Genomic DNA, 20,624 nt, shown 5'->3' with positions numbered 1-20,624 from the left:
CGTGCTTCGCTACTAACGTCTCAATCTCGCTGCACTTGCCGCACGTTGGTTTCCCTTGCATACCGGGCGGCAGCGCGTAGCGCTGTGCCGAAGCTCTTTCGTGCTGAACCAGTGTCCTCAGCGTTTTCGGGCGGCGGACCGTGCGCGAGCCAAGCCCGATTAGGTGTTTGAGGGCACCCTTTAGGCGAGTGCCGCCTGTGACGAGAGGACTACCCAAATTGCGTGTGACCGCGGGCCGTGACGAGCTGCTTTCTTTGCTTACTTTCTTTGCAGCAGCAAAGAAAGTGAGTGCCGCCCCGCACAGGGGCAACGCTAATAGACCGCCACGAAAACGGGATCCGGCGAAAAGAAACGAAACGAAACGCCAAACCCAGCTTGGCAGCGGCAAAGAAAGTAGGTGCCGCCCCGCACGGGGGCCGTGCTAATAGACCGACGCGATCACGGGATCCGGCAACAACAAGAAAACCGAAGGCCCCCAACCCGCCGGGGGCAAAAACAAAGGCTCAAGCCGCCTTCAACAACCCATGCGGATCGATAACAAACTTCCTCGGCGCTCCGCCATCAAACTTCCGATACCCATCCGGCGCTTCATCGAGCGAAACCACCGTCACATTGACGATATCGGCAATCGGTAACCGATCCCACAAAATTGCCTGCATCAGATTGCGGTTGTACTTCATGACCGGCGTCTGCCCCGTATGGAACGAATGCGACTTCGCCCAGCCCAGCCCGAAGCGAATGCTCAAACTCCCCTTCCTCGCCGCAGCATCGACCGCACCGGGATCGTCAGTCACGTAAAGACCCGGAATCCCGATCGCGCCCGCCGCCTTCGTAATCTCCATCAGCGAATTGAGCACCGTCGCGGGCGCTTCGTGACCGGCATCGCTGCCGTGACCGTGCGCTTCGAAACCGACGCAATCGACCGCGCAATCCACTTCCGGCTTGCCGAGAATCTGCTCGATCTGCTCGCCGAGCGTCGCATCCTTCGACAGGTTGATCGTCTCGAAGCCCATCGCGCGCGCATGCGCAAGACGCTCCTCGTTCATGTCGCCGACGATCGTGCAAGCCGCGCCCAGCAAGCGCGCCGACGCAGCCGCCGCCATCCCGACCGGCCCCGCGCCCGCGATATACACAGTCGAGCCCGGCCCCACGCCCGCCATCACCGCGCCGTGGTAACCCGTCGGAAGAATGTCGGAGAGACAAGTCAGATCGCGGATCTTGGACATCGCCTGCGCTTTGTCGGGAAACTTCAGCAGATTGAAGTCCGCGTACGGCACCATCACGTATTCCGCCTGACCGCCGATCCAGCCGCCCATGTCGACATAGCCATACGCGCCGCCCGCACGCGACGGATTCACGTTCAGGCACACGCCCGTATGCTGCGCCTTGCACGTCGGACAACGGCCGCACGCGACGTTGAATGGCACCGAAACCAGATCGCCGATGGCAAGCGTCTCGACATCGCGCCCCACTTCGATCACTTCGCCCGTAATCTCATGGCCGAGCACGAGGCCGACTTCCGCAGTCGTGCGGCCGCGCACCATGTGCTGATCCGAGCCGCAAATGTTCGTGCTGACGACCCTCAGAATGACGCCGTGGCCGATGTCCCGCCCGCGTGGATCGACCATCTTCGGATAGTCGATGGATTGCACTTCGACCTTGCCCTGCCCCAGATACACGACGCCGCGATTGCTGCTCATTGATCGTCTCCTTGTTTCGTGGACGGCATGCGCGAACCATCCGACCGATGACCGCGCCCGTGCAACGAGGGTAGCGCTCTCGCGACGCCGCGACTCGCACTCAATGCGACGCACGTTTGACTGAAACCGACATCGCGCGCAGAAAACCTTTCGACCCGGTTTTTATTGATTGACCGTTCAAAATAAAAAAAATAGTATCTGCGCACATCGTCAGTCACGAAAAGACCATGCCCAAGCTCGGAATGCGCGATATCCGCCGCGCGCAACTCATCGACGCCACGTTGCATACCATCGACCAATCGGGACTTTCCGGCGCGACGCTCGCTTCGGTCGCGCAGCGCGCGAGCACGTCGACGGGCATCGTCAGCCATTACTTCGGCGACAAGGACGGTCTGCTCGAAGCCACGATGCGCCATGTGCTGCGCTCGCTATGGCAAGGCACGTCGCGCCGCCGCAAAGCCGCGAAGCCCGATCCGCGATCGAAACTGCGCGCGGTCGTCGCGGCGAATTTCGATGTGGAACAGGTGAACGGGCCCGTCATGAAAACCTGGCTCGCGTTCTGGTCGGAAAGCATGCACAAGCCGGAATTGCGCCGGCTGCAGCGCGTGAACACGCGGCGTCTGCATTCGAACCTGTGCGCGGATTTCGCGCGTGCCTTGACGAAGCCCGCCGCGCGCCGCGCCGCAAGCGGCCTCGCCGCGCTGATCGACGGCCTGTGGCTGCGCGGCGCGCTGGCCGGCGAGCCGTTCGACACGAAGGGCGCGCTGCGGCTCGCTTACGAATACATCGACCTCGTGCTGGAAGCGCACGGCTGATTAATCACATTCAAGGAAAGGAGCGCGACATGTCCGCATTCGGAGAGCAACGGCTTTATATCGGCGGCGAATACGTCGATGCGACAAGCGGCGAAACCTTCGACACGCTCGATCCCGCGACCGGCGAAACGCTCGCGCGCGTGCAGCGGGCGTCGCAGGCGGATATCGATCGCGCGGTGAAATCGGCGCGCGAAGGCCAGCGCGAATGGGCCGCGATGACCGCGATGCAGCGCTCGCGCATCCTGCGCCGCGCGGTCGATCTGCTGCGCGCGCGCAACGACGAACTCGCCGCGATCGAAACACGCGATACCGGCAAGCCGATCGCGGAGACGCGCGCCGTCGATATCGTCACGGGCGCGGATGTCATCGAGTATTACGCGGGGCTCGCGACGGCCATCGAAGGTGAGCAGATTCCGCTGCGCGAATCGTCGTTCGTTTATACGCGGCGCGAACCGATCGGCGTGTGCGCGGGCATCGGCGCGTGGAATTATCCGATTCAGATCGCGTGCTGGAAATCCGCGCCCGCGCTCGCGGCGGGCAACGCGATGATCTTCAAGCCGAGCGAAATCACGCCGCTGACTGCGTCGAAGCTCGCGGAAATCTATACGGAAGCGGGCGTGCCCGCGGGCGTCTTCAATGTCGTGCATGGCGACGGACGCGTAGGCGCGATGCTCGCGGAACATGCGGGCATCGAGAAGATATCGTTCACGGGCGGCGTCGAAACCGGCAAGAAAGTGATGGCGCGCGCGGGCGGATCGACGCTGAAGGAAGTGACGATGGAACTCGGCGGCAAGTCGCCGCTCATCGTATTCGACGACGCCAACCTCGAACGCGCCGCCGATATCGCAACGAGCGCGAACTTCTTCAGTTCCGGACAGGTATGCACGAACGGCACGCGCGTGTTCGTCGAACGCGGTGTCATCGGCAAGTTCGAAGCGCTCGTGATGGAGCGCGTGGAGCGCATTCGCATCGGCGCGCCCGATGATCCGCGGACGAATTTCGGGCCGCTGGCGAGCGCCGCGCAGTTGCAGAAGGTGCTGACGTATATCGAGAGCGGCAAGCGCGAAGGCGCGCGGCTCGTCGCGGGCGGTGGGCGCATGACCGACGGCGCATTCGCGCGCGGCCAGTACGTCGAGCCGACCGTGTTCGCTGATTGCCGCGACGACATGCGCATCGTGCGCGAAGAAATTTTCGGGCCTGTGATGAGCATCCTCGCGTTCGATGACGAAGACGAAGTCATCGCGCGCGCCAACGATACCGACTACGGCCTCGCGGCGGGCGTCGTGACGGAGAACCTGTCGCGCGCGCATCGCGTGATTCATCGGCTCGAAGCGGGCATCTGCTGGATCAATACGTGGGGAGAGTCGCCGGCGGAAATGCCCGTCGGCGGATACAAGCAATCGGGCGTCGGGCGCGAAAACGGCATCGTCACGCTGAGCGCCTTTACGCGCATAAAGTCCGTGCAGGTCGAGCTCGGTCCCTATCAGCCTGTGTTTTAAGGAGCATGTGCGATGAGCGCGAACGAATACGATTACATCATCGTCGGTGCGGGATCGGCGGGCAACGTGCTCGCGTCGCGTCTCACGGAAGACGAAGACGTGACGGTGCTGCTGCTCGAAGCGGGCGGGCCGGATTATCGCTTCGACTTTCGCACGCAGATGCCTGCGGCGCTGGCTTATCCGCTGCAAGGGCGGCGATACAACTGGGCGTATGAAACCGAGCCCGAGCCGCATATGAACAACCGTCGGATGGAGTGCGGGCGCGGCAAGGGGCTGGGCGGATCGTCGCTGATCAACGGCATGTGTTATATCCGCGGCAATGCGCTCGATTACGACAACTGGGCGTCGATGCCCGGTCTCGAGAACTGGAGTTATCTCGACTGTCTGCCGTACTTCCGCAAAGCGGAGACGCGCGATATCGGACCGAATGCGTATCACGGCGGCGATGGTCCCGTGCATGTGACGACGAGCAAGCCCGGCAACAATCCGCTTTTCGCCGCGATGGTCGAGGCGGGCGTGCAGGCGGGTTATCCGCGTACCGAGGATCTCAACGGTTATCAGCAGGAAGGCTTCGGTCCGATGGATCGCACCGTGACCGCGAAGGGACGTCGTGCGAGCACGGCGCGCGGGTATCTGGATCGCGCGAAGCATCGTGCCGGGTTGACCATCGTGACGCATGCGATCACGGATCGCGTGTTGTTCTCGGGTAAGCGGGCTATCGGCGTTGCTTATCTGCATGGCGGGCAGCGCGTGACGGCGCATGTGCGGCGCGAAGTGCTCGTGTGCAGCGGCGCGATTGCATCGCCTCAGTTGTTGCAGCGCTCGGGCGTCGGACGGTCTGACTGGCTGAAGGAGTTGGAGATTCCTGTCGTGCATGATCTGCCGGGCGTCGGTGAGAACTTGCAGGATCATCTCGAGATGTACATGCAGTACGAATGCAAGGAGCCGGTGTCCTTATATCCGGCGTTGCAGTGGTGGAATCAGCCGGCGATCGGGCTCGAATGGATGCTGAACGGGACGGGCATCGGCGCGAGCAATCAGTTCGAAGCGGGCGGCTTCATCCGCACGCGCGACGAGGATCTTTGGCCGAACATCCAGTACCACTTTCTTCCGGTCGCGATCAATTACAACGGCTCGAATCCGATAAAGATGCATGGGTTCCAGGCGCATGTCGGATCGATGCGCTCGCCGAGTCGGGGGCGCGTGAAGCTCAAGTCGCGCGATCCGAACGCGCATCCGAGCATTCTTTTCAACTACATGGCCGATCCGCTCGACTGGCGCGAGTTTCGCGATGCCATTCGGATTACGCGCGAGATCATGCGGCAGCCCGCGCTCGCGCGATATCGCGGGCGGGAGTTGCATCCGTCGGATGATCTGCAAAGCGATGCGGAACTCGATGCGTTCGTGAGGGCGAAGGCGGAGACGGCTTTTCACCCTTCGTGCTCGTGCAAGATGGGTTATGACGATATGGCTGTCGTCGACGGCGAAGGACGCGTGCATGGGATGGAAGGATTGCGCGTCGTGGATGCGTCGATCATGCCGCAGATCACGACCGGGAATCTCAATGCGCCGACGATCATGTTGGCGGAGAAGATTGCGGATCGGATTAGAGGCGTTGCTGCGTTGGGGCGGGCGGAGACGGCTTATTTTGTGGCGCGGGGGAAACGGGCGCGGGAGGTGGTGGGGGGGTTGGTGGGGGTTTGAGGGGGAGCTCCGCTTGGGCGGAGGAAACGATCTGATCGTGCAGCAGCCGGGAGTCGGCGACGGGCTATCTGCGCGTGAGCGGAGGAACCGCTTCGAAGAGATCCGGATCGGCTTCCCTGCGCGGTCTATCTCCGCGCGGGCGGAGGAACCGCGACTGCGGCCGGCGTCGTCTTGCCGGGAAAGGGTCTATCTCCGCGCGCGCGGATGAACCTTCTGGGTTGCACCGTCGGCAGCCTTACCTGGCGGTCTATCTCCGCGCGCGCGGAGGAACCTGCGCGGCCTGAACCGATGTATGAATACGGCAAGGTCTATCTCCGCGCGCGCGGAGGAACCGCCAAGTCGTGATGACGCGCAAGTGCAACCAGAGGTCTATCTCCGCGCGCGCGGAGGAACCATTTCGATAAAGCCTTCAATAATCGCTTCATAGGGTCTATCTCCGCGCGCGCGGAGGAACCCTCCGAAACAGCTTCCTGACGCAGCCCTGTTGAGGTCTATCTCCGCGCGCGCGGAGGAACCGGGAACAGAGACCGGACCTTCACCCGGCACAGGGGTCTATCTCCGCGCGCGCGGAGGAACCGACCCGCTGCACTTGATTGGGTCGCGCCTCTGGGGTCTATCTCCGCGCGCGCGGAGGAACCTTTGGGAATGGGCGAGCGGCGTCGCTCCCTTTGGGTCTATCTCCGCGCGCGCGGAGGAACCTCTGCCTCGTAACACCATGATCCCAAAGAGGAATCCCCCAAACCGATCCAGTCTCACCTCCCCAATTTTCAAAGAACAAAACGCCCCTACCCCGCCAACATCCGCCGCACGACATACATCCCATCAACATCGACAAGCTCGCGCGGCGGCTCACCAAGATGCGCGATCCCGATGCCGCCGGCCGCATCCAAATCCCGCCAAACCATCACGACGCTACCGCGCGGCTCATGTCCATGCCACTCGGCAAGCACCGACCACGTTCTCTCGCGAACGCCCTTGTTCATGCGCGGCGCCACATAGACACCCGCCGACACCTCCAGCATCACCGACGCCAGAAACCCGCGAAACCGGTCCGCGACGTCAGACGTCACCACCACGACCAGCGCCATCGTTGTCCTCCAGCGTCTCATCCAGACGCAGCACCTGCTTCACGCGATCGATCATCGCGGGAATGACAGCCTTCTTCCGAAAGACGCGCGCCGCCTCGCGCCGCACGAGTCGGTCGATGGTCTGATCGCTCCGTCCGGCCTCTTTAGCAGCGGCGAATGCGATCGAAAGCGTGATGTCATCTCGAAAAAGATCGGCGATATCGAGCACGAACGCTTGCCCCGAATCCTGGTGAATGAACCCGAGCTGCGGTATCGCCGCAAGCGCCTGCACGGCGATGGCAGCCGCCGCCTGCACCGCCGTCGCCGCATGATTGATCGCCTGATTGGGCAGATCGGCGGCCTCGGGATTCGCGCGGTCGTAACGACGTCCGTCCCACTCGATGCCAAACTGCTGCGCCCGCAGCCGATAGATGGTCTTGACCCGCGCGCCCTCGATGCCGCGCAGCGTATCGAGATCGCGATGCGGCAGCACCTCGCCCAAACGCAACGCGTACATATGCCGCGCGACGCTCAGACGCCGTCGGGAATTGCCCCACAACTCCGCCTGCCGCCGCGCGACGCTCGAACGGTCCGGCATCAAAGGCGGCGCGGTGTAAGTACGCACGCCATCGACGCCAACCGCCGCGAGCAACGTACCGTGACGCGCGAGCAGACGCAGCGCATCGTGCGTCACGCTGCTGCCGGGACCGAGCAGAATCATCGACACCGACTGATGCGGAATCTGATCAACGTGCTGTCCGCTCGTGAAGTGCAGACATCCGTCGATCACGTTCAGCTCGCCGCGTTCGAGCCACAAAAGACCATGTCGATCCGCGTGCGGAACGCGCGATGTATCGAGTCCGAGCCGGCCCTTCAGCACGGCCTTCTCGCGCGACTCACACCGAAACCGACGCCGGCTTGAGCAGCAACATCCCGAACCCGAACGCGCGATGACGCCCGACGCCGCGCATCAGCAATCGCGCGAACGCCTCCGTGTCCTCGACGCGCAGATGACCGCTGAACGTAGCATCCGGACCGATGCTCGTGCGCGGCTGGCGTCGTCCGGCGGGTGGTTGGCTTGTCGCTTGGGTCAGCCGCATCACGGGCGTGAGTTGAAAACGCGTCATGCGCGCTTCGATCAGTTTCGCGGCTCCGGTCGCCCCGAATTGCTCGGCGAGCCATCGCACATAGACAGCCTCGCGTGTCAGATCTTTTTCGTCCTCCCTCCGCGCTTCGGGCTCGCGATACGCATCGCGCTCGGTCCCGTGCTTTCGGTCGTCCTTCTTGAAACGACGCATCGGCCGCACGCGGACTTCGAAACCCAGCGCGCGGCCCCCGTCCCATCGCAGCGGAAACGAGCGCACGCCGAGACCGGGACTTCTCGGCCCTGCGTCGAGGCCGAGCGCATCCGCCAGATCGGGCGCCGCGCACAACGCAACGGCCTCGCGCAGTTCTTCGGCTGAACTTTGCGTATAGGCAAGCAGACCAGCGCGTGCATCGCGATAGTAAAAGGGCTTCGGCACGCGTTCGCCGAACACGCGATGGAGCGCCGCATGCAATGCGTAGCCGAAATCGCCGCCCGCCGGCAGCCCGCCTTGCCGTGAAGCCCACAACACGAACTTGCGCGGATCGGGCTGACAGTGCATCAGATTGAACGTTGTCATGCGGCTCGTTCCGACGAATTCATTTGGCTTTCCGAGGCAATCACTTGCGGCTCGCTGCCTTCGAGCACGCGCCGCCATCCACCGTGCACGCCGGTTTTCCAGTTGCGTTCGTCGCAGACGTCGAGCGATTGGGAGTGTTGAAATGCGCCTTGGCCTTCGGGCAGTTGAAAGCGGAAATCGCACAGTTCGGACGCGGGCGCACGTTTGAGCGCGTCGAGCAGATCATCGGCGTCGATCATGTCGACGAACACGCGCGTCGTCGGCAGACAAGGCTTTCGGCCGATGAAAAGCGGACGCTTCGGTCGATCGAGCGCATCAGCAATGTCATCGAGCGCCGGTTGCTCGTCCGCGGGTTCGAGCCGGATGGCGACGAGCGCATCGAGTCCCGCGTGATACTCGCGATGGCGCAAGTGTGGGCTCTTGTACGAATCCTCGTCGCCCCGACGCGTCTCGGGCGCGCCGCGCGTCGTCCATGCCTCGTCGCGTTTGCCGAGCTGCGCCGTCTGAAAATCGACAAGCCGCGCGCCGCTGGCGTCGAGCCGCGTGCCCATCACCAGGCGCGCCTGCAAGCGGTCGTGCGAAGGGAAGTCGCTGCGATCGTAGCCGAGCGCATTGGCGATCAGCCCCGTCACCATCGACAAAGCCGGGAAGTCACGGATCACGCCGTGACTGTCGATCGTTTCGCCACCGAACGACACGAGTGGAGCGCGCAAGCGCATCAGCAGATGTCGCGGCATCTCAAGCTCCTTCGACGATGCGATTCTGTACCCACTTGCCAAGTTCGACGAGCGACAGACGTTGGGCCTTCGGCACCGGCGTTTCGTCGTCGAGCGCGAGATACCGCCGATCCAGCGGTGCGCCATACGCCGCATCGTGCTTTTCGATTTCCCGCGCGAGTTGCCTGATCGCTTGCTCGCGGATGTTTCCGCCCTTCAGCTTCAAGGCCGTTTCGAACGCGCCCGCGAGACTGCGCGGCTGCCAATCGCCCGTTTCGACAAGCATCAGGCTCGCGTGACCGAACGGCGCGGTCGATCCGCGCTTCGCGCCTGGACTGACGGTCGCGATCAGATGCAACAGGCTGTCGACGACCCGTCCCGCGAGTTCACGCCGCTCGGGATGCGCGTCGAAGCACTCGGCAATGCCGATGCCTTCGAGATTCGCGACGAGCTGCGGCACATCCACGACCACATAGCCGTAGTAAAGACCCGACGCAAGTTCCGTGTCGAAGATGCCCGCGGAGCCGCGTTCGCCGGTCTCGCGCAGCAGATCGTCGACGACGGTGAAATAGTCGTTCTCGACCTGTGCTTCGTGGACAGTGAACGCGTGCGCGACGTACACGGCCGCATCCCGCGATGCAAGCACATCCGATGTGACCATGCGGCCGAAGAGCGACGCTTCCAGACCGCTGCCGTGCTTGAGCGCTTCGATATTCGACTTCTCGTCCTTCAAGAAACGCTCGACCGCTGACGTCAAAGCCTTTTCGTCCGGACATTCCTGCGTCAGCGACGTGCAACGCTGCACCAGATAGTCGATTTCCGCCTTACCAAGCAATACAGCCTGACCGGTTTCCAGCGCATCCTTTCCTTTGAGTTTCTTGCCGCCCTTATCAAGCAGGCCCGCGTCACGCAACGTTTCGGCTGCGGTCTGAGCGAGATTCTCAGGGACGTTCAACTTGATCAGCTCGTCGCGAATCATCGTTAGCGTGATGCGCGAGCGAATCGCCATCGGTACGCCGAGCCGCGCGAGCGAATGATGATCGTCCGCCATGCGCCAGTGACGTTTGAGACACTGCGACGAAATGCGCGTGCGGATGGCATCGCCCACCGGGAGACGTTTGGCGAGTCCTGCATCATCACGGTTGAGAAGCGCGGCAGAGTAGCTTTGCAGCGTGTGAATCTGAATGAAGCGCGGCTGAGTCATGTTCGTCCTTCTGTTGCTGATTGAGTGGGCGTGATCGGGCGATTGGCGGTCGTGGCTTGTTTGACCGTCAAGCTTTGGCGCTCGCGTGGTCATGAACGAACCTGATGCGCAACGCTTCCGCGCGGCGTTTTCCCCTGGAATCCTCCGCGCTCTCATTGAGGACGAACGTGCCAAGATCAGCCCAGTTCGGCTTGACCTTCCTGCTTTCCATCAAGCGAAGAACGCGCTGCAAGAGCGGGAAGAATGCGTCGCCGCGCGCGTTGAATAGCCTCGTCACGCGAGCATCGGACACATGCGCGCGCCGCAATTGAACGCCGAATCGCGCGTTCACCTTTTCCTCGCCATTCTCCGGGACGTGGTGGCCCGTCAGCGCGATGCCGTTCACAATCACGGCCCACCGCTTCCAGCGCTCGACGCTCATTTGCTGGCAGTCCACCTTCGCACGATGCAATGCGCGCGTGAGCGCCGCGATCTGCTGCACGGTCAGCGCATCGGCGTCCGGATTGAGACGCTTGAGCGCGACGTAGTCCGCTTTCAAGGCGCCTTCGCCTTGTTTGCCCGCATCGATGAAACGGGCGAGCGCTTGCGCCTGGTAGCCGAAGACACGCGATCCTTCTCGCGCAATGCCGTCAATTTGATTCATCTAAAACCTCCTCGAACGATTCGGGTTGCGTCGCTCTGCGTGCTTCATCGCGCTGCTTCAACACGCGAGCGATTCGCGGCGGCGCCTTTCCGAACCGCAACCCGAGATGAAAACGCGAGAGCGCCGCACCGCGCGCGCGATAGACACGTTCCGCGCTGCGCGGGCCCGCGACGAATGCCTGCTCCAGCACCGCCGCGGCACGATCGACGAGCGCGAGGAGCCATTGGTCGTGCTCCGCTTCTCCATCGGCGGCTTCGATCTCGTTGCTGAGATCGTCGAAGAAACGGCGGTCTTCGCCCTGCTCGAACGCTCTCGCGAAATGGTTGGCTTTGTTCTTCGTGTCATCGCTGACGTTCTGGTCGCCGTTGCCCAAGAGCAGGCACAAGGCGCCCCAAAGCGTCTTGCGGACGTCATCGATTGCCCGGATGCGCTCTTCCGCCGCTTCTTCGATCACATTGCTTTCTTGCCGCAGCAGCAAGCCACGCGTCTTCTCCCGGATGGGAATGCGCCGTTCGTGATGTCCCTCGGTCTTTCCCTTACCGCGCGCGATGCCTTGCGCGAGAATGAACAGCCCTTCTTTCCCGTCGTCTTCCAATAACTCTCGCGCGATAGTCGGCTTGTATTTGGTCGAGAACGCGAGCTTGGTCGCGAGCTTGTAGTCGAAACCCCGCGGGGTGATCGAAAGCGCCTTGCCCTCGACTACATTGATCGGCGTCCACGCGTCGCCAGTCACGCCGCAACGTTCGTTCGCAGCGATACGCACGACCTTGCTGCCCGTGGCGATCGCGTTGAGCGCATCGTGCTGGACCTGCAATCGGACGCGCCGGCAAACTTCGATGTAGAAGGGATCGAGTTCGGAGAACGAGAGACTGCTGTCGCCCTCCCAACGCTGAAGCCACACAAGTGCGACGCCGCCGTTTTCCTTCAGCGCGTGTTCCTTGACGATTGCCTCGCGGTTCCGAAGCAGTACCTGCACATCGCGCGTCCAGCGCTTTCCCCATCGCCCGACCGGTACCACACCGACCGCGGGGCGACTGGCGAAGCCGCCGTTCATTCGCGATATGCCGTAGTTGCCCGCGCCAAGAAAGCCCTCTTGCGTCTGCAAGCTGACGAGCGCATAGATCCAGTCCTCCGCCTCCGCATGAAGCATGCGATGGCCTTTCAGATCGTGATTTCTCGATGTCACCAGCATATCGAGCGCATCCGGCGTTGCGATTCGCTTCTTCCACATAAGCGACGTTCCGCGTCCGCACGGCGGCTGCATGAATGCGGGACGATCGTCCGGTGTCACGAGCGCGAACGCTGCGCCGTCGCCATCGTCCGGCGTCAAAGCAAGCAGGGCTGCGCGCCAGTCGGCGGCGGTTGCGAACGGTGTCTTTCGACTCGCGTTGTAAAGCGCGATGGCCGCGAGTTGCACAAGAATCGCATGCCACGGATGTCGTTGATGTGGACGCAGCGCGGGAAATGCACACACTTCGTCATGATTGAACGCGACGAATAGTTCTGGCAACGTCGCGTGCCGTTCCTGTCCGTGGCTGGTGCGATAGCGAATCAGCGCGTGATCCAGCAAACTGAATTGGATGGTCATGGAAAGCCGTCAACTCTTGCGTGGGCCGATCTTCTCGACGCCGAACCGCCTATACGAATAACGCGCTGCGCCCAAGTCAAACTCGAAACCGCCGTCGTCGCGACGGATGATGGAAATTGGCGTGGCGTCCGCGTCAAGCCCGTTCGGCAGCATGTGAAAGCGCATCGCGATTTGACGCACGTCTTCGCCAAAGGGTCCGAGTTCGGGTGGGTCGAATTCCACGAGCTTGTCAACCGCGCCGAGACGCGTTGCAATGCGTTCTTCGCCTTCTGGGAATGCGAGCTTGGCGAAAGCCGCGTCGTAGGGAAGCGCATGAAGCCGCGCGATGGTTCGCTCCGCACCCTTGCCGCCTTCGAGTTGCTGCGCCTGTTGCTCCCAAGCTGCATCAAGCTCCTGTTGTATCGAACGCAGGCAATCGGGATGCGTCGCGCGTTCGACCAGTTCGCGATTCTCGAGCGGAATCATACGGCTCGGCTTCTCGGAGATAAGACGACGCGTCGCTTCGATCATGCGCAGATCGGGATAGACGCCTCCGCCATTTTTCAGCCGTCCAAGACCATTGCGCGGGGCGTCGAGGCACGCTTCGAAGGAACCGCTCTCGGGTATCAGGACCCATGCGCGAGCCCGCTCGAAGCCATCCGGCCTTCGATCTTTCCCTTCGCGCTTGTGACGATGCAGACGGCCGATGCGCTGCAACAGCACGTCCATCGGACAGATATCCGTGATGAGCATGTCCGCGTCGATATCGAGACTTTGTTCGAGCGTCTGTGTGCCGACAACAATGCACGCGTGGACGCCATTGCGGATCTTGCCCATGCGTTCCTCGACGCGCGCATCGAGACGCGGTCGGTCCTGTCGGCTAAAGCGACTGTGATGCAGCGTCGGCACGCCATCGATATCGAATAGCCATGCGCGATCGCCGGATGCGTTCACCAATGCTTCTACCGCCTTTTGCGTCGCGATCGCGGCTGGAACCGTATTGCGGACGATGAGCACGCGCGCACCTTGTTTCGCGGCGTCGAAGGCGAGTCGGGCGACGCGCGCATGGTCGTCGATTGCGTTGAGGGTTTGCCAGTGGATCGTCTTGGGCTCGCCCGACGCCCGCAATTTCTTGATGCTCGTACCGTCCGTTAGCGCTGGGTACTCCGCATCCGCGGCTGTTTCGATCCCCGGCGCGCTGACATGCTTGCCGCCGTTTGCAATGCTCTGGAACCGCGCGCGCTGGCTTGAACCGAGCGTCGCGGACAGCAGCAGAGCATGTCCGCCCGTTGTACGATGGGCTTCCAGGAGTTGTTCGAGCACTTGCGACATGTAGGTATCGGACGCGTGGACTTCATCGACGACCAGCAAGGACCGGCAAAGTGCTGCATGACGCAGATGGGCATGTCGCACTTGCAGGGCCGCGAGCAAAGCCTGGTCGATGGTGCCGACGGCGATCGTCGCCGCGAGAAAGCGCTTCGACGACTCGGCTGCCCAGCGCTGATGCGCCTTGGTTTCGTCGGGATGATCGGACCATAAGACCTTGAAGTCCGGCAACGCCGACTTTTCATTGCCATCCGCGCTTTCATAGCCCGGCAAGGCGCGCACAGTGACCGGCGCATACGTTGGCCAGAGACGCGCGACGAACTTGCGGACACGCTCATAGACCTGCGTGGCGGCCACGCGCGTAGGCAGCGCGAAGTAAAGCGAATCGACCTTGCCCGCCTCGAAGAGCTTCGCGAAGCGCCAGAGCGCCGCTTCCGTCTTGCCGCTGCCGGTTTCAGATTCGAGTACGAGAAGTGGACCGAGTCCTTCCTCGCCTAACGCGCTTTGAGTGGCGTGCGGCGCTTCTATGCCGAAGGCGGACTGGAAAGAGAATCCATCTCGGATCAACTGTGCGCGCAGTGCCGATGTTTCCAATCCGATTGCGCCCACGGCTCTCGACGCGCGCTCAAGTGCGGCTTGCAGCGTTCGGGCGGAGCCCGGTTCGCTGTACTCGAAGAAACGCGTATCGGAGCCTAGCCAATCGGCCAGTTGCACGAGACCCGCAAACAGATGAACGAACGACGGCGTGGACGGCAGCGGTTCACCGCCCGAAGCAAACGCGAGTGGGAAATGCCGACGCAACGCATCGCCGATTTGCTTCAGCGCGTTTGCGGGACGGTAGATTTCGTGCCCCGAAGCGTCGCGCACGGGACGCCATATCAGCGGGTCGACTCCTTTTGGCTCGGGGATGGGACGACCGTGGTGGCCGAGGCTTGCATGCAAGAGCTCATCGACGCCGCCCGCCCAGTTCGACATCGCCTCGATGGGCAATCCTGCAAGCAGTGCTTCATCGCAGCTGAACGCGTAGAGTGCTTCGGAGCCATGTCCCGCCTTCTGCGGCCATTCGCGCGGTGCCGGGCCCTTCCAGCGCTTCGCCTGAAAGCCGCTGTTGGCTTTACCAACGTCATGCAGATAAGTAAGCGCGGCAAGCCGCTCGATGTCCTGCTCGCTCAATGCTCGGCCAGCGGTCGACGTCAAAGCATCGCGGATTCGTCCGCACCGCGCAATTGCCATGAAACATGCGGCCACATCCAGCATGTGATCGCATAGCGGATGAAATGGCGAGTGCTCGTCGCCGTCGCGCGGCCGCTTGCCCCACGCGATGCAGGTATCGTTTTTGGTGGCCTCGGTTTGCATGTGCTGCCGATAAGTATTTTTTGCGCGTTCGTGATTTATTTTGGATACCTATCTTTTACGGAAGATTTGCTTCCGCCGCCATACGAATTGGCTTAATTCTTTGCTGCGCGACCGAACAGCGTTACCGCAGAACATTCCGTTCGAAAATCCGACGTTTGACAGCAGCAGGACTGATAGCCATACTCTCCGCGGCACGGTCGGTTCGAGACAACGAATCGGTCGTTTGTTTTTTCAAATCATGAAGATTGTGTGTAGAGGTTCCTCCGCGTCCGCGGAGATAGACCTTTGAAGCGGCCCACCGTCCTTACCTTTTCGGCGGTTCCTCTGCGTCCGCGGAGATAGACCGTTGAAGCGCTTGATATTGTTGGATCAGTACCGGGTTCCTCCGCGTCCGCGGAGATAGACCCTTCGATCCTCTTTTTGCCGCGCTCGGCATTCGGGTTCCTCCGCGTCCGCGGAGATAGACCCTACGAAAAGCGCGCGCTGGAATTCGTCCGAGAGGTTCCTCCGCGTCCGCGGAGATAGGCCCGGATTCCGCGATCTGTGTTTACTCGCGCGAAAGGTTCCTGCGCGTGCGCGAAGATAGACCCGACCTTACGAACCGCGCACGGCTCGATCTTCGTGTTCCTCCGCCCTCGCGGAGATATCCCCATGCCGAACAACTACGGCAAAAACATCAAAGTCATTCCTCCGCCCCCGCGGAGCTTCAACTCCCCCCAAACCTCCCCCTAGCCGCCTCCACCACCCTAACCACCGCCTCCGCGCTCAACCGCGCCGCCACGACCCTCACATACTCATGATGCCTGGCCTCTAACGGCGCATCGAGATACTGCGCATGCAGATACCGAATCAACGCAATCCGCCGATGCTTCAGCGCGATACTTCGATCCAGCAGCTTAAGCGCCGCATCCGCATCATGCTTCTTGCATGCACGTTCGGAGAGCTGCGCAGCCGAATCACGCGACGCGTTCATCGCCGGACTACAGCCGCATCCCACGCATCGACGCGCGACCGCCAAGCATCGAAATCCGCCCGACGCCAGTCGAGTTCAAGCCCAAGCCGCTTCGTGCCCTCACGAATCTTCGGCTTGTGCAGCACCAAAGTAAGCGCATCCAGCGCCGGCCACTCTTCGAACGACAACGCGGCGATCTCCACCGCGAGCGTCTCCAGCAAGCGCGTATGCGCCTTCCCTTCAAGAAACGCGCTCACCCGATTGCACCACGCCTCGTAATCAATGAGACCATCGTCCGATTCATGCGGCATGCCGCGATAACGCAGGCTCGCATCGATGCACACGGGCTGCGGCCCTTCATGCTCATGCTCATACAAGCCGACGCGCGTCTTCACGATCAACTCATCGACGATCACGCGCCAGCCCAGGCCACCCGCGGCAAGCGGTTCGAACGGCTTCATGAGAGCAACGGCGCGGCGGCGTCGAGCATCATCTTCACGAAGTAATCGGCGAAGCTGCGGCGCACGATTATCTCGAAGCGATCGCCGCCCAGCGGAACGAGCGTAAGCGATGCCTTGAAGTAATGGCTCTGCGCGCATTGTCCTTCGCCGAAAACCTTCGGATGCAGATCGAGCGGACAACCGCGCGAAAGCACCTCACGCGTCTTCGGTCCGTCGATTTCGAGCACCGTATAACCGCTGCCGATATCCACCGCCGCCGAGAACTGTCCGACGAACGCGTCGCGCAGTTTCGCTTCGAGCGGCGCGGGACGCGATGCATCGTGCGCCGTATCCGAATGCACGAGCCATTCATCGGGACCGAGCCACAGCATCGTATAACCGTTGCCGCGCGCAATAGTGTTCGCCTTCTCGGGCGGCGTGCAGCCGATCACGCTCTGCACCGCCTTCGCGAACGCCGGATCGCGCGTATCGCCACGCACGTTCACGAGTTCGAGGAACGGCCGCTCGGCCAGACGAAACGCTTTCGGCGAGCCCGACTGATGCGTCTTCATCAACGCATCCGCGCCGACGAGCGGAGACTCCTGCCACACGCCCTGTCCGCTGATTGCGCGATCGACGACCGTCGAGGAACCTTTGATCTCATTCAACATGCTGACGTGCTCCTTCGCTGTCGTAGAACACCGAACTGGTGATTTTTGCGTTGACCCGCTTGCCGTTCGCGAGCGGAATCATGACCGATTCGCCGATCTTCTCCAGACCGCCCTTCACGACGGCCAACGCAATCGAGCGCTTCAAAATAGGGCTGTAATAGCTCGACGTGACGTGTCCGAGCATCGGCGCGGTATCGCCCTGAAACGGTCCCGCGACGATCTGCGCGCCTTCCGGCAGCACGAACGAAGGATCGTCGGTGAGCAGGCCGACGAACTGCTTTCGCCCTTGTTTTGCAGTGTCCGAACGCGTGAGCGAGCGCTTGCCGATGAAGTCCTTGGACTTCGCGACAAGCCCGCCCATGCCGAGGTCGTAGGGCGTCATCGAGCCGTCCGTATCCTGGCCGACGATGATGTAGCCCTTCTCCGCGCGCAGCACGTGCATCGTTTCCGTGCCGTACGGCGTAATGTCGAATTCAGCGCCCGCGAGCATCAGCGCTTCCCACACCGCGCGTCCGACATTCGCGGGCACGTTCACTTCATACGCGAGCTCGCCCGAGAAACTGATCCGCATCACGCGCGCCGATGCGCCCGCCACCGTGCCATCGCGATAGCTCATGAACGGGAACGCCGCGTTCGCGAAGTCGATGTCGTGACACACTTTCTGCAGCACCTTGCGGCTGTTCGGTCCGACGACCGCGAAGGTCGCCCAGTGATCCGTCACCGATGCGAGACGCACGCGCATGTCGGGCCATTCGGTCTGCAGCCAGCGTTCGAGCCACGTCAGCACGCGCGCCGCGCCGCCGGTGGTCGTCGTCATCATGTAATGCTGTTCGCCGAGACGCACCGTGACGCCATCGTCGAAGATCATGCCGTTCTCGTCGAGCATCAGCCCGTAACGGCACTTGCCGACTTCGAGCTTGCTCCACGGATTCGTGTACATCCAGTTCAGGAGCTTCGCCGAATCGGGGCCTTGAATGTCGATCTTGCCGAGCGTCGATGCATCGAGAATGCCGACGCTCTGACGCACCGCGAGCGACTCGCGCGCGACCGCCGCGTGCATGTCCTCGCCCGCCTTCGGGTAGTACCAGGGACGCTTCCAGTTGCCCACATCCTCGAACATCGCGCCGTTCTCGACGTGCCATTCGTGGATCGCGGTCTTGCGCACCGGATCGAGAAACTCGCCCAGCTCGCGGCCCGCGAACGTGCCGAAAGTGACAGGGGTGTAATTCGGGCGGAACGTCGTCGTGCCGGTCTCGGGAATCGTCTTGCCCAAGGCTTGCGCGAGAATCGCCATGCCGTTGATGTTGCCGAGCTTGCCCTGATCGGTGCCGAAGCCCATCGCCGTATAACGCTTGACGTGCTCGACCGATTCGAAGCCTTCGCGCGCCGCAAGATAGATGTCGGCCGCCGACACGTCGTTCTGGAAGTCGACGAATTGCTTCGGACCGCGCGTCGACAATTCCTTGTTGCCGACGATCCACAGCGGCAACATCGGCGCTTCGACGATTTCAGCGACTTGCACGGCAGCCGGCTTCACGACGATATGACCCGCGGCGCGCGCCGCTTCCGCGCCCGCATCCGCGCCGAGGCGAATGCCGCGCGACAGCGAGAACTCGCCCGCGCATGCGCCGACGCTGCTCTCCAGTTGCATCGCCTTGCCCGGCACGAAGCACGCTTTCTCTTCGTGCCAGTGCGCCTTGCCGCCCGATTGCGCGAAGAGATGCAGCACGGGGCTCCAGCCCCCCGACATGGCGACGAGATCGCATGGCAGGTCCGTCTGCTTCTGACCGACCTGGCCTTTGTCGTACGAAGCCACTTCAACCGATGCAACCCGCAGCTTGCCGCGCGCAGCCGTGATGACCGCGTTGTTCAGCACGCGCACGCCGTAGCGTCGCGCGGCCGCCGGCAACGTGCCCTTCGATTCCGCCGGACGCGGATCGACGACGGTCACATCCGCACCTGCCGCCTTCAGATCGAGCGCGCATTGATATGCGTCGTCGTTGTTGGTGAACACAACGGCGTTGCGGCCCGGCATCACCGCATAGCGATGCAGATACGTCGACACCGCCGACGCCAGCATGATGCCCGGCAGATCGTTGTTGCCGAAAACGATCGGGCGCTCGTGCGCGCCGGTCGCGAGCACGACGCGTTTCGCGCGCACTTTCCACATCAGTTCGCGCGTGCCGCTGCGGCGCGATACCGGCAGATGTTCCGTCAGACGCTGCGTGACCGTGACGAGGTTGTGATCCTGATAACCGAACGCCGTGCTGCGCGAAAGAACCTTCACATCGGGCATCTTGCGCAGTTCGCCTTCGATTTTCTGCACCCATTGCAGCGCGGGCTTGCCGTCGATCTCCGCGCGGCACGACAGAAGCGATCCGCCGAGTTCGCGCTGATCGTCGACGAGAATCACGCGCGCGCCCGACAAACCCGCCGCATGCGCCGCCGCGAGACCCGAAGGTCCGCCGCCGATCACGAGCACGTCGCAATGCGCGAAGCACTTGTCGTAGCGATCGGCGTCGAGTTGCTTCGGCGCTTCGCCGAGACCCGCTGCATCGCGAATCACTTCCTCGTATTTCGGCCACAACTTGCGCGGCCACATGAACGTCTTGTAGTAGAAGCCTGCGGGAATGAAGCGCGCGATCTTCTGATTGACCGCCATGCGATCGTTTTCGATGTTCGGCTTCGCGTTCACGCTCTGCGCGACGAGCCCTTGATACAGCTCGACTTCGGTAGCGCGCGCATTCGGGACGGTGTACGCGCCGGTTTCGAGTTGCACGATTGCGTTCGGCTCTTCGACGCCCGCCGTGATGATCCCGCGCGGACGGTGATACTTCCAGCTGCGCGCGACGAAGCGCTCGCCGTTCGCGAGCAGCGCGGACGCGAGCGTATCGCCTTCGAAGCCCTGATACGTCTTGCCGTTGAACGTGAAGGTGACGGGAATCGCACGATTGATGCGCCCGCCCATGCCGAGTCGGTCTTTCTGGCTCATTTCGACGTGCCTCCGTTGTCATGCATCACAGCCAGCGGACGGTCGAACGTCTCGTAGCCTTGAATTTCATATGAAACCGTATCGCGCTGCACTTTGAACCAGCGGCGGCAGCCTTGCGCATGATTCCATTGCTCGCGATGCACGCCGCGCGGATTCTTGCGCATGAAGAGGTAGTCGCCCCACTCGCGGTCGGAGAGCTTGTCCGTGTCGAGCGGGCGCGCGATATCCGCTTCGCCGCCGCAGGAAAATTCGGTTTCGGCGCGCGGCCCGCACCAGGGGCATTCGATCAGCAACATGTTTTTCGCTCC

At 62.4% G+C, this 20,624-nt stretch carries 17 protein-coding genes and 1 CRISPR repeat array; of the genes, 3 read left to right on the top strand and 14 right to left on the bottom strand.

Translation table 11 applies throughout. From position 1 onward, the window contains the following. Nucleotides 1–503: 503 nt before the first annotated feature. Complete coding sequence (fdhA, locus tag BG60_RS18460; protein ID WP_008354157.1) at nt 504–1,700, bottom strand: formaldehyde dehydrogenase, glutathione-independent; 1,197 nt, start codon at nt 1,698–1,700, stop codon at nt 504–506. 227 nt (nt 1,701–1,927) lie between these two features. Between fdhA and betI the strand changes: the two genes are divergently transcribed. From betI to betA, 3 genes are read left to right on the top strand one after another with little or no spacing between them, the layout of a single operon-like run. Continuing rightward, nucleotides 1,928–2,515 (top strand): transcriptional regulator BetI, encoded by a 588-nt coding sequence (gene betI, locus BG60_RS18455; RefSeq protein ID WP_008354158.1) that lies wholly within the window; start codon nt 1,928–1,930, stop codon nt 2,513–2,515. A gap of 29 nt (nt 2,516–2,544) precedes the next feature. Further along, nucleotides 2,545–4,014, top strand: a complete 1,470-nt coding sequence (gene betB, locus BG60_RS18450; RefSeq protein WP_008354159.1) for a betaine-aldehyde dehydrogenase — start codon at nt 2,545–2,547, stop codon at nt 4,012–4,014. Nucleotides 4,015–4,026: 12 nt separating this feature from the next. Then, the gene (betA, locus tag BG60_RS18445) at nt 4,027–5,718 is read left to right on the top strand and encodes a choline dehydrogenase (protein ID WP_008354160.1); all 1,692 of its coding nucleotides are present in this window, start codon (nt 4,027–4,029) and stop codon (nt 5,716–5,718) included. Nucleotides 5,719–5,779: 61 nt separating this feature from the next. After that, a CRISPR array of direct repeats spans nt 5,780–6,417; the repeat unit is 28 nt; unit sequence GGTCTATCTCCGCGCGCGCGGAGGAACC. 86 nt (nt 6,418–6,503) lie between these two features. Here the strand turns inward: betA and cas2e are convergent. From cas2e to BG60_RS18380, 13 genes are all read right to left on the bottom strand, one after another. Further along, complete coding sequence (gene cas2e, locus BG60_RS18440; protein WP_008354162.1) at nt 6,504–6,806, bottom strand: type I-E CRISPR-associated endoribonuclease Cas2e; 303 nt, start codon at nt 6,804–6,806, stop codon at nt 6,504–6,506. Then, nucleotides 6,778–7,665: a type I-E CRISPR-associated endonuclease Cas1e gene (gene cas1e, locus BG60_RS18435; protein ID WP_008354163.1), complete on the bottom strand. Its 888-nt coding sequence runs from the start codon at nt 7,663–7,665 to the stop codon at nt 6,778–6,780. The genes cas2e and cas1e overlap by 29 nt, the downstream gene beginning before the upstream one ends. A gap of 16 nt (nt 7,666–7,681) precedes the next feature. Continuing rightward, entirely contained in the window at nt 7,682–8,449 is a 768-nt protein-coding gene (gene cas6e, locus BG60_RS18430) for a type I-E CRISPR-associated protein Cas6/Cse3/CasE (RefSeq protein ID WP_008354164.1), read from the bottom strand. After that, nucleotides 8,446–9,186 carry a type I-E CRISPR-associated protein Cas5/CasD gene (gene cas5e / locus BG60_RS18425; RefSeq protein ID WP_008354165.1) on the bottom strand — a complete coding sequence of 247 codons (741 nt, stop codon included), beginning with the start codon at nt 9,184–9,186 and terminating at the stop codon, nt 8,446–8,448. Before cas5e ends, cas6e begins: the two co-directional genes overlap by 4 nt. 1 nt (nt 9,187) lies before the next feature. After that, nucleotides 9,188–10,369, bottom strand: coding sequence for a type I-E CRISPR-associated protein Cas7/Cse4/CasC (cas7e, locus tag BG60_RS18420; protein WP_008354166.1), 1,182 nt, complete (start codon nt 10,367–10,369; stop codon nt 9,188–9,190). A gap of 67 nt (nt 10,370–10,436) precedes the next feature. Next, entirely contained in the window at nt 10,437–11,012 is a 576-nt protein-coding gene (casB, locus tag BG60_RS18415) for a type I-E CRISPR-associated protein Cse2/CasB (protein ID WP_008354167.1), read from the bottom strand. After that, on the bottom strand, nt 10,999–12,600 hold the full coding sequence (locus BG60_RS18410; protein ID WP_008354168.1) for a CRISPR-associated protein Cse1: 1,602 nt from the start codon (nt 12,598–12,600) through the stop codon (nt 10,999–11,001). The genes casB and BG60_RS18410 overlap by 14 nt, the downstream gene beginning before the upstream one ends. A 9-nt stretch (nt 12,601–12,609) precedes the next feature. Then, nucleotides 12,610–15,261 carry a CRISPR-associated helicase/endonuclease Cas3 gene (locus BG60_RS18405; protein ID WP_034472276.1) on the bottom strand — a complete coding sequence of 884 codons (2,652 nt, stop codon included), beginning with the start codon at nt 15,259–15,261 and terminating at the stop codon, nt 12,610–12,612. A 706-nt stretch (nt 15,262–15,967) separates the two neighbouring features. After that, entirely contained in the window at nt 15,968–16,234 is a 267-nt protein-coding gene (locus BG60_RS39560; protein ID WP_008354170.1) for a hypothetical protein, read from the bottom strand. Continuing rightward, entirely contained in the window at nt 16,231–16,674 is a 444-nt protein-coding gene (locus BG60_RS18395; RefSeq protein WP_008354172.1) for a dihydroneopterin aldolase, read from the bottom strand. The genes BG60_RS39560 and BG60_RS18395 overlap by 4 nt, the downstream gene beginning before the upstream one ends. Then, nucleotides 16,671–17,324 carry a sarcosine oxidase subunit gamma gene (locus BG60_RS18390; RefSeq protein WP_008354173.1) on the bottom strand — a complete coding sequence of 218 codons (654 nt, stop codon included), beginning with the start codon at nt 17,322–17,324 and terminating at the stop codon, nt 16,671–16,673. Before BG60_RS18390 ends, BG60_RS18395 begins: the two co-directional genes overlap by 4 nt. Next, nucleotides 17,314–20,316, bottom strand: a complete 3,003-nt coding sequence (locus BG60_RS18385; protein WP_008354174.1) for a sarcosine oxidase subunit alpha family protein — start codon at nt 20,314–20,316, stop codon at nt 17,314–17,316. The genes BG60_RS18390 and BG60_RS18385 overlap by 11 nt, the downstream gene beginning before the upstream one ends. Continuing rightward, nucleotides 20,313–20,612: a sarcosine oxidase subunit delta gene (locus BG60_RS18380; RefSeq protein WP_008354175.1), complete on the bottom strand. Its 300-nt coding sequence runs from the start codon at nt 20,610–20,612 to the stop codon at nt 20,313–20,315. The genes BG60_RS18385 and BG60_RS18380 overlap by 4 nt, the downstream gene beginning before the upstream one ends. Nucleotides 20,613–20,624 lie beyond the last annotated feature (12 nt).

The sequence above is a fragment of the Caballeronia zhejiangensis genome, assembly GCF_000698575.1.
Classification (GTDB): Bacteria; Pseudomonadota; Gammaproteobacteria; order Burkholderiales; family Burkholderiaceae; genus Caballeronia; species Caballeronia zhejiangensis.
Note: the sequence above shows the minus strand (reverse complement) of the source record. Positions and strands in the feature narration are given on the sequence as shown.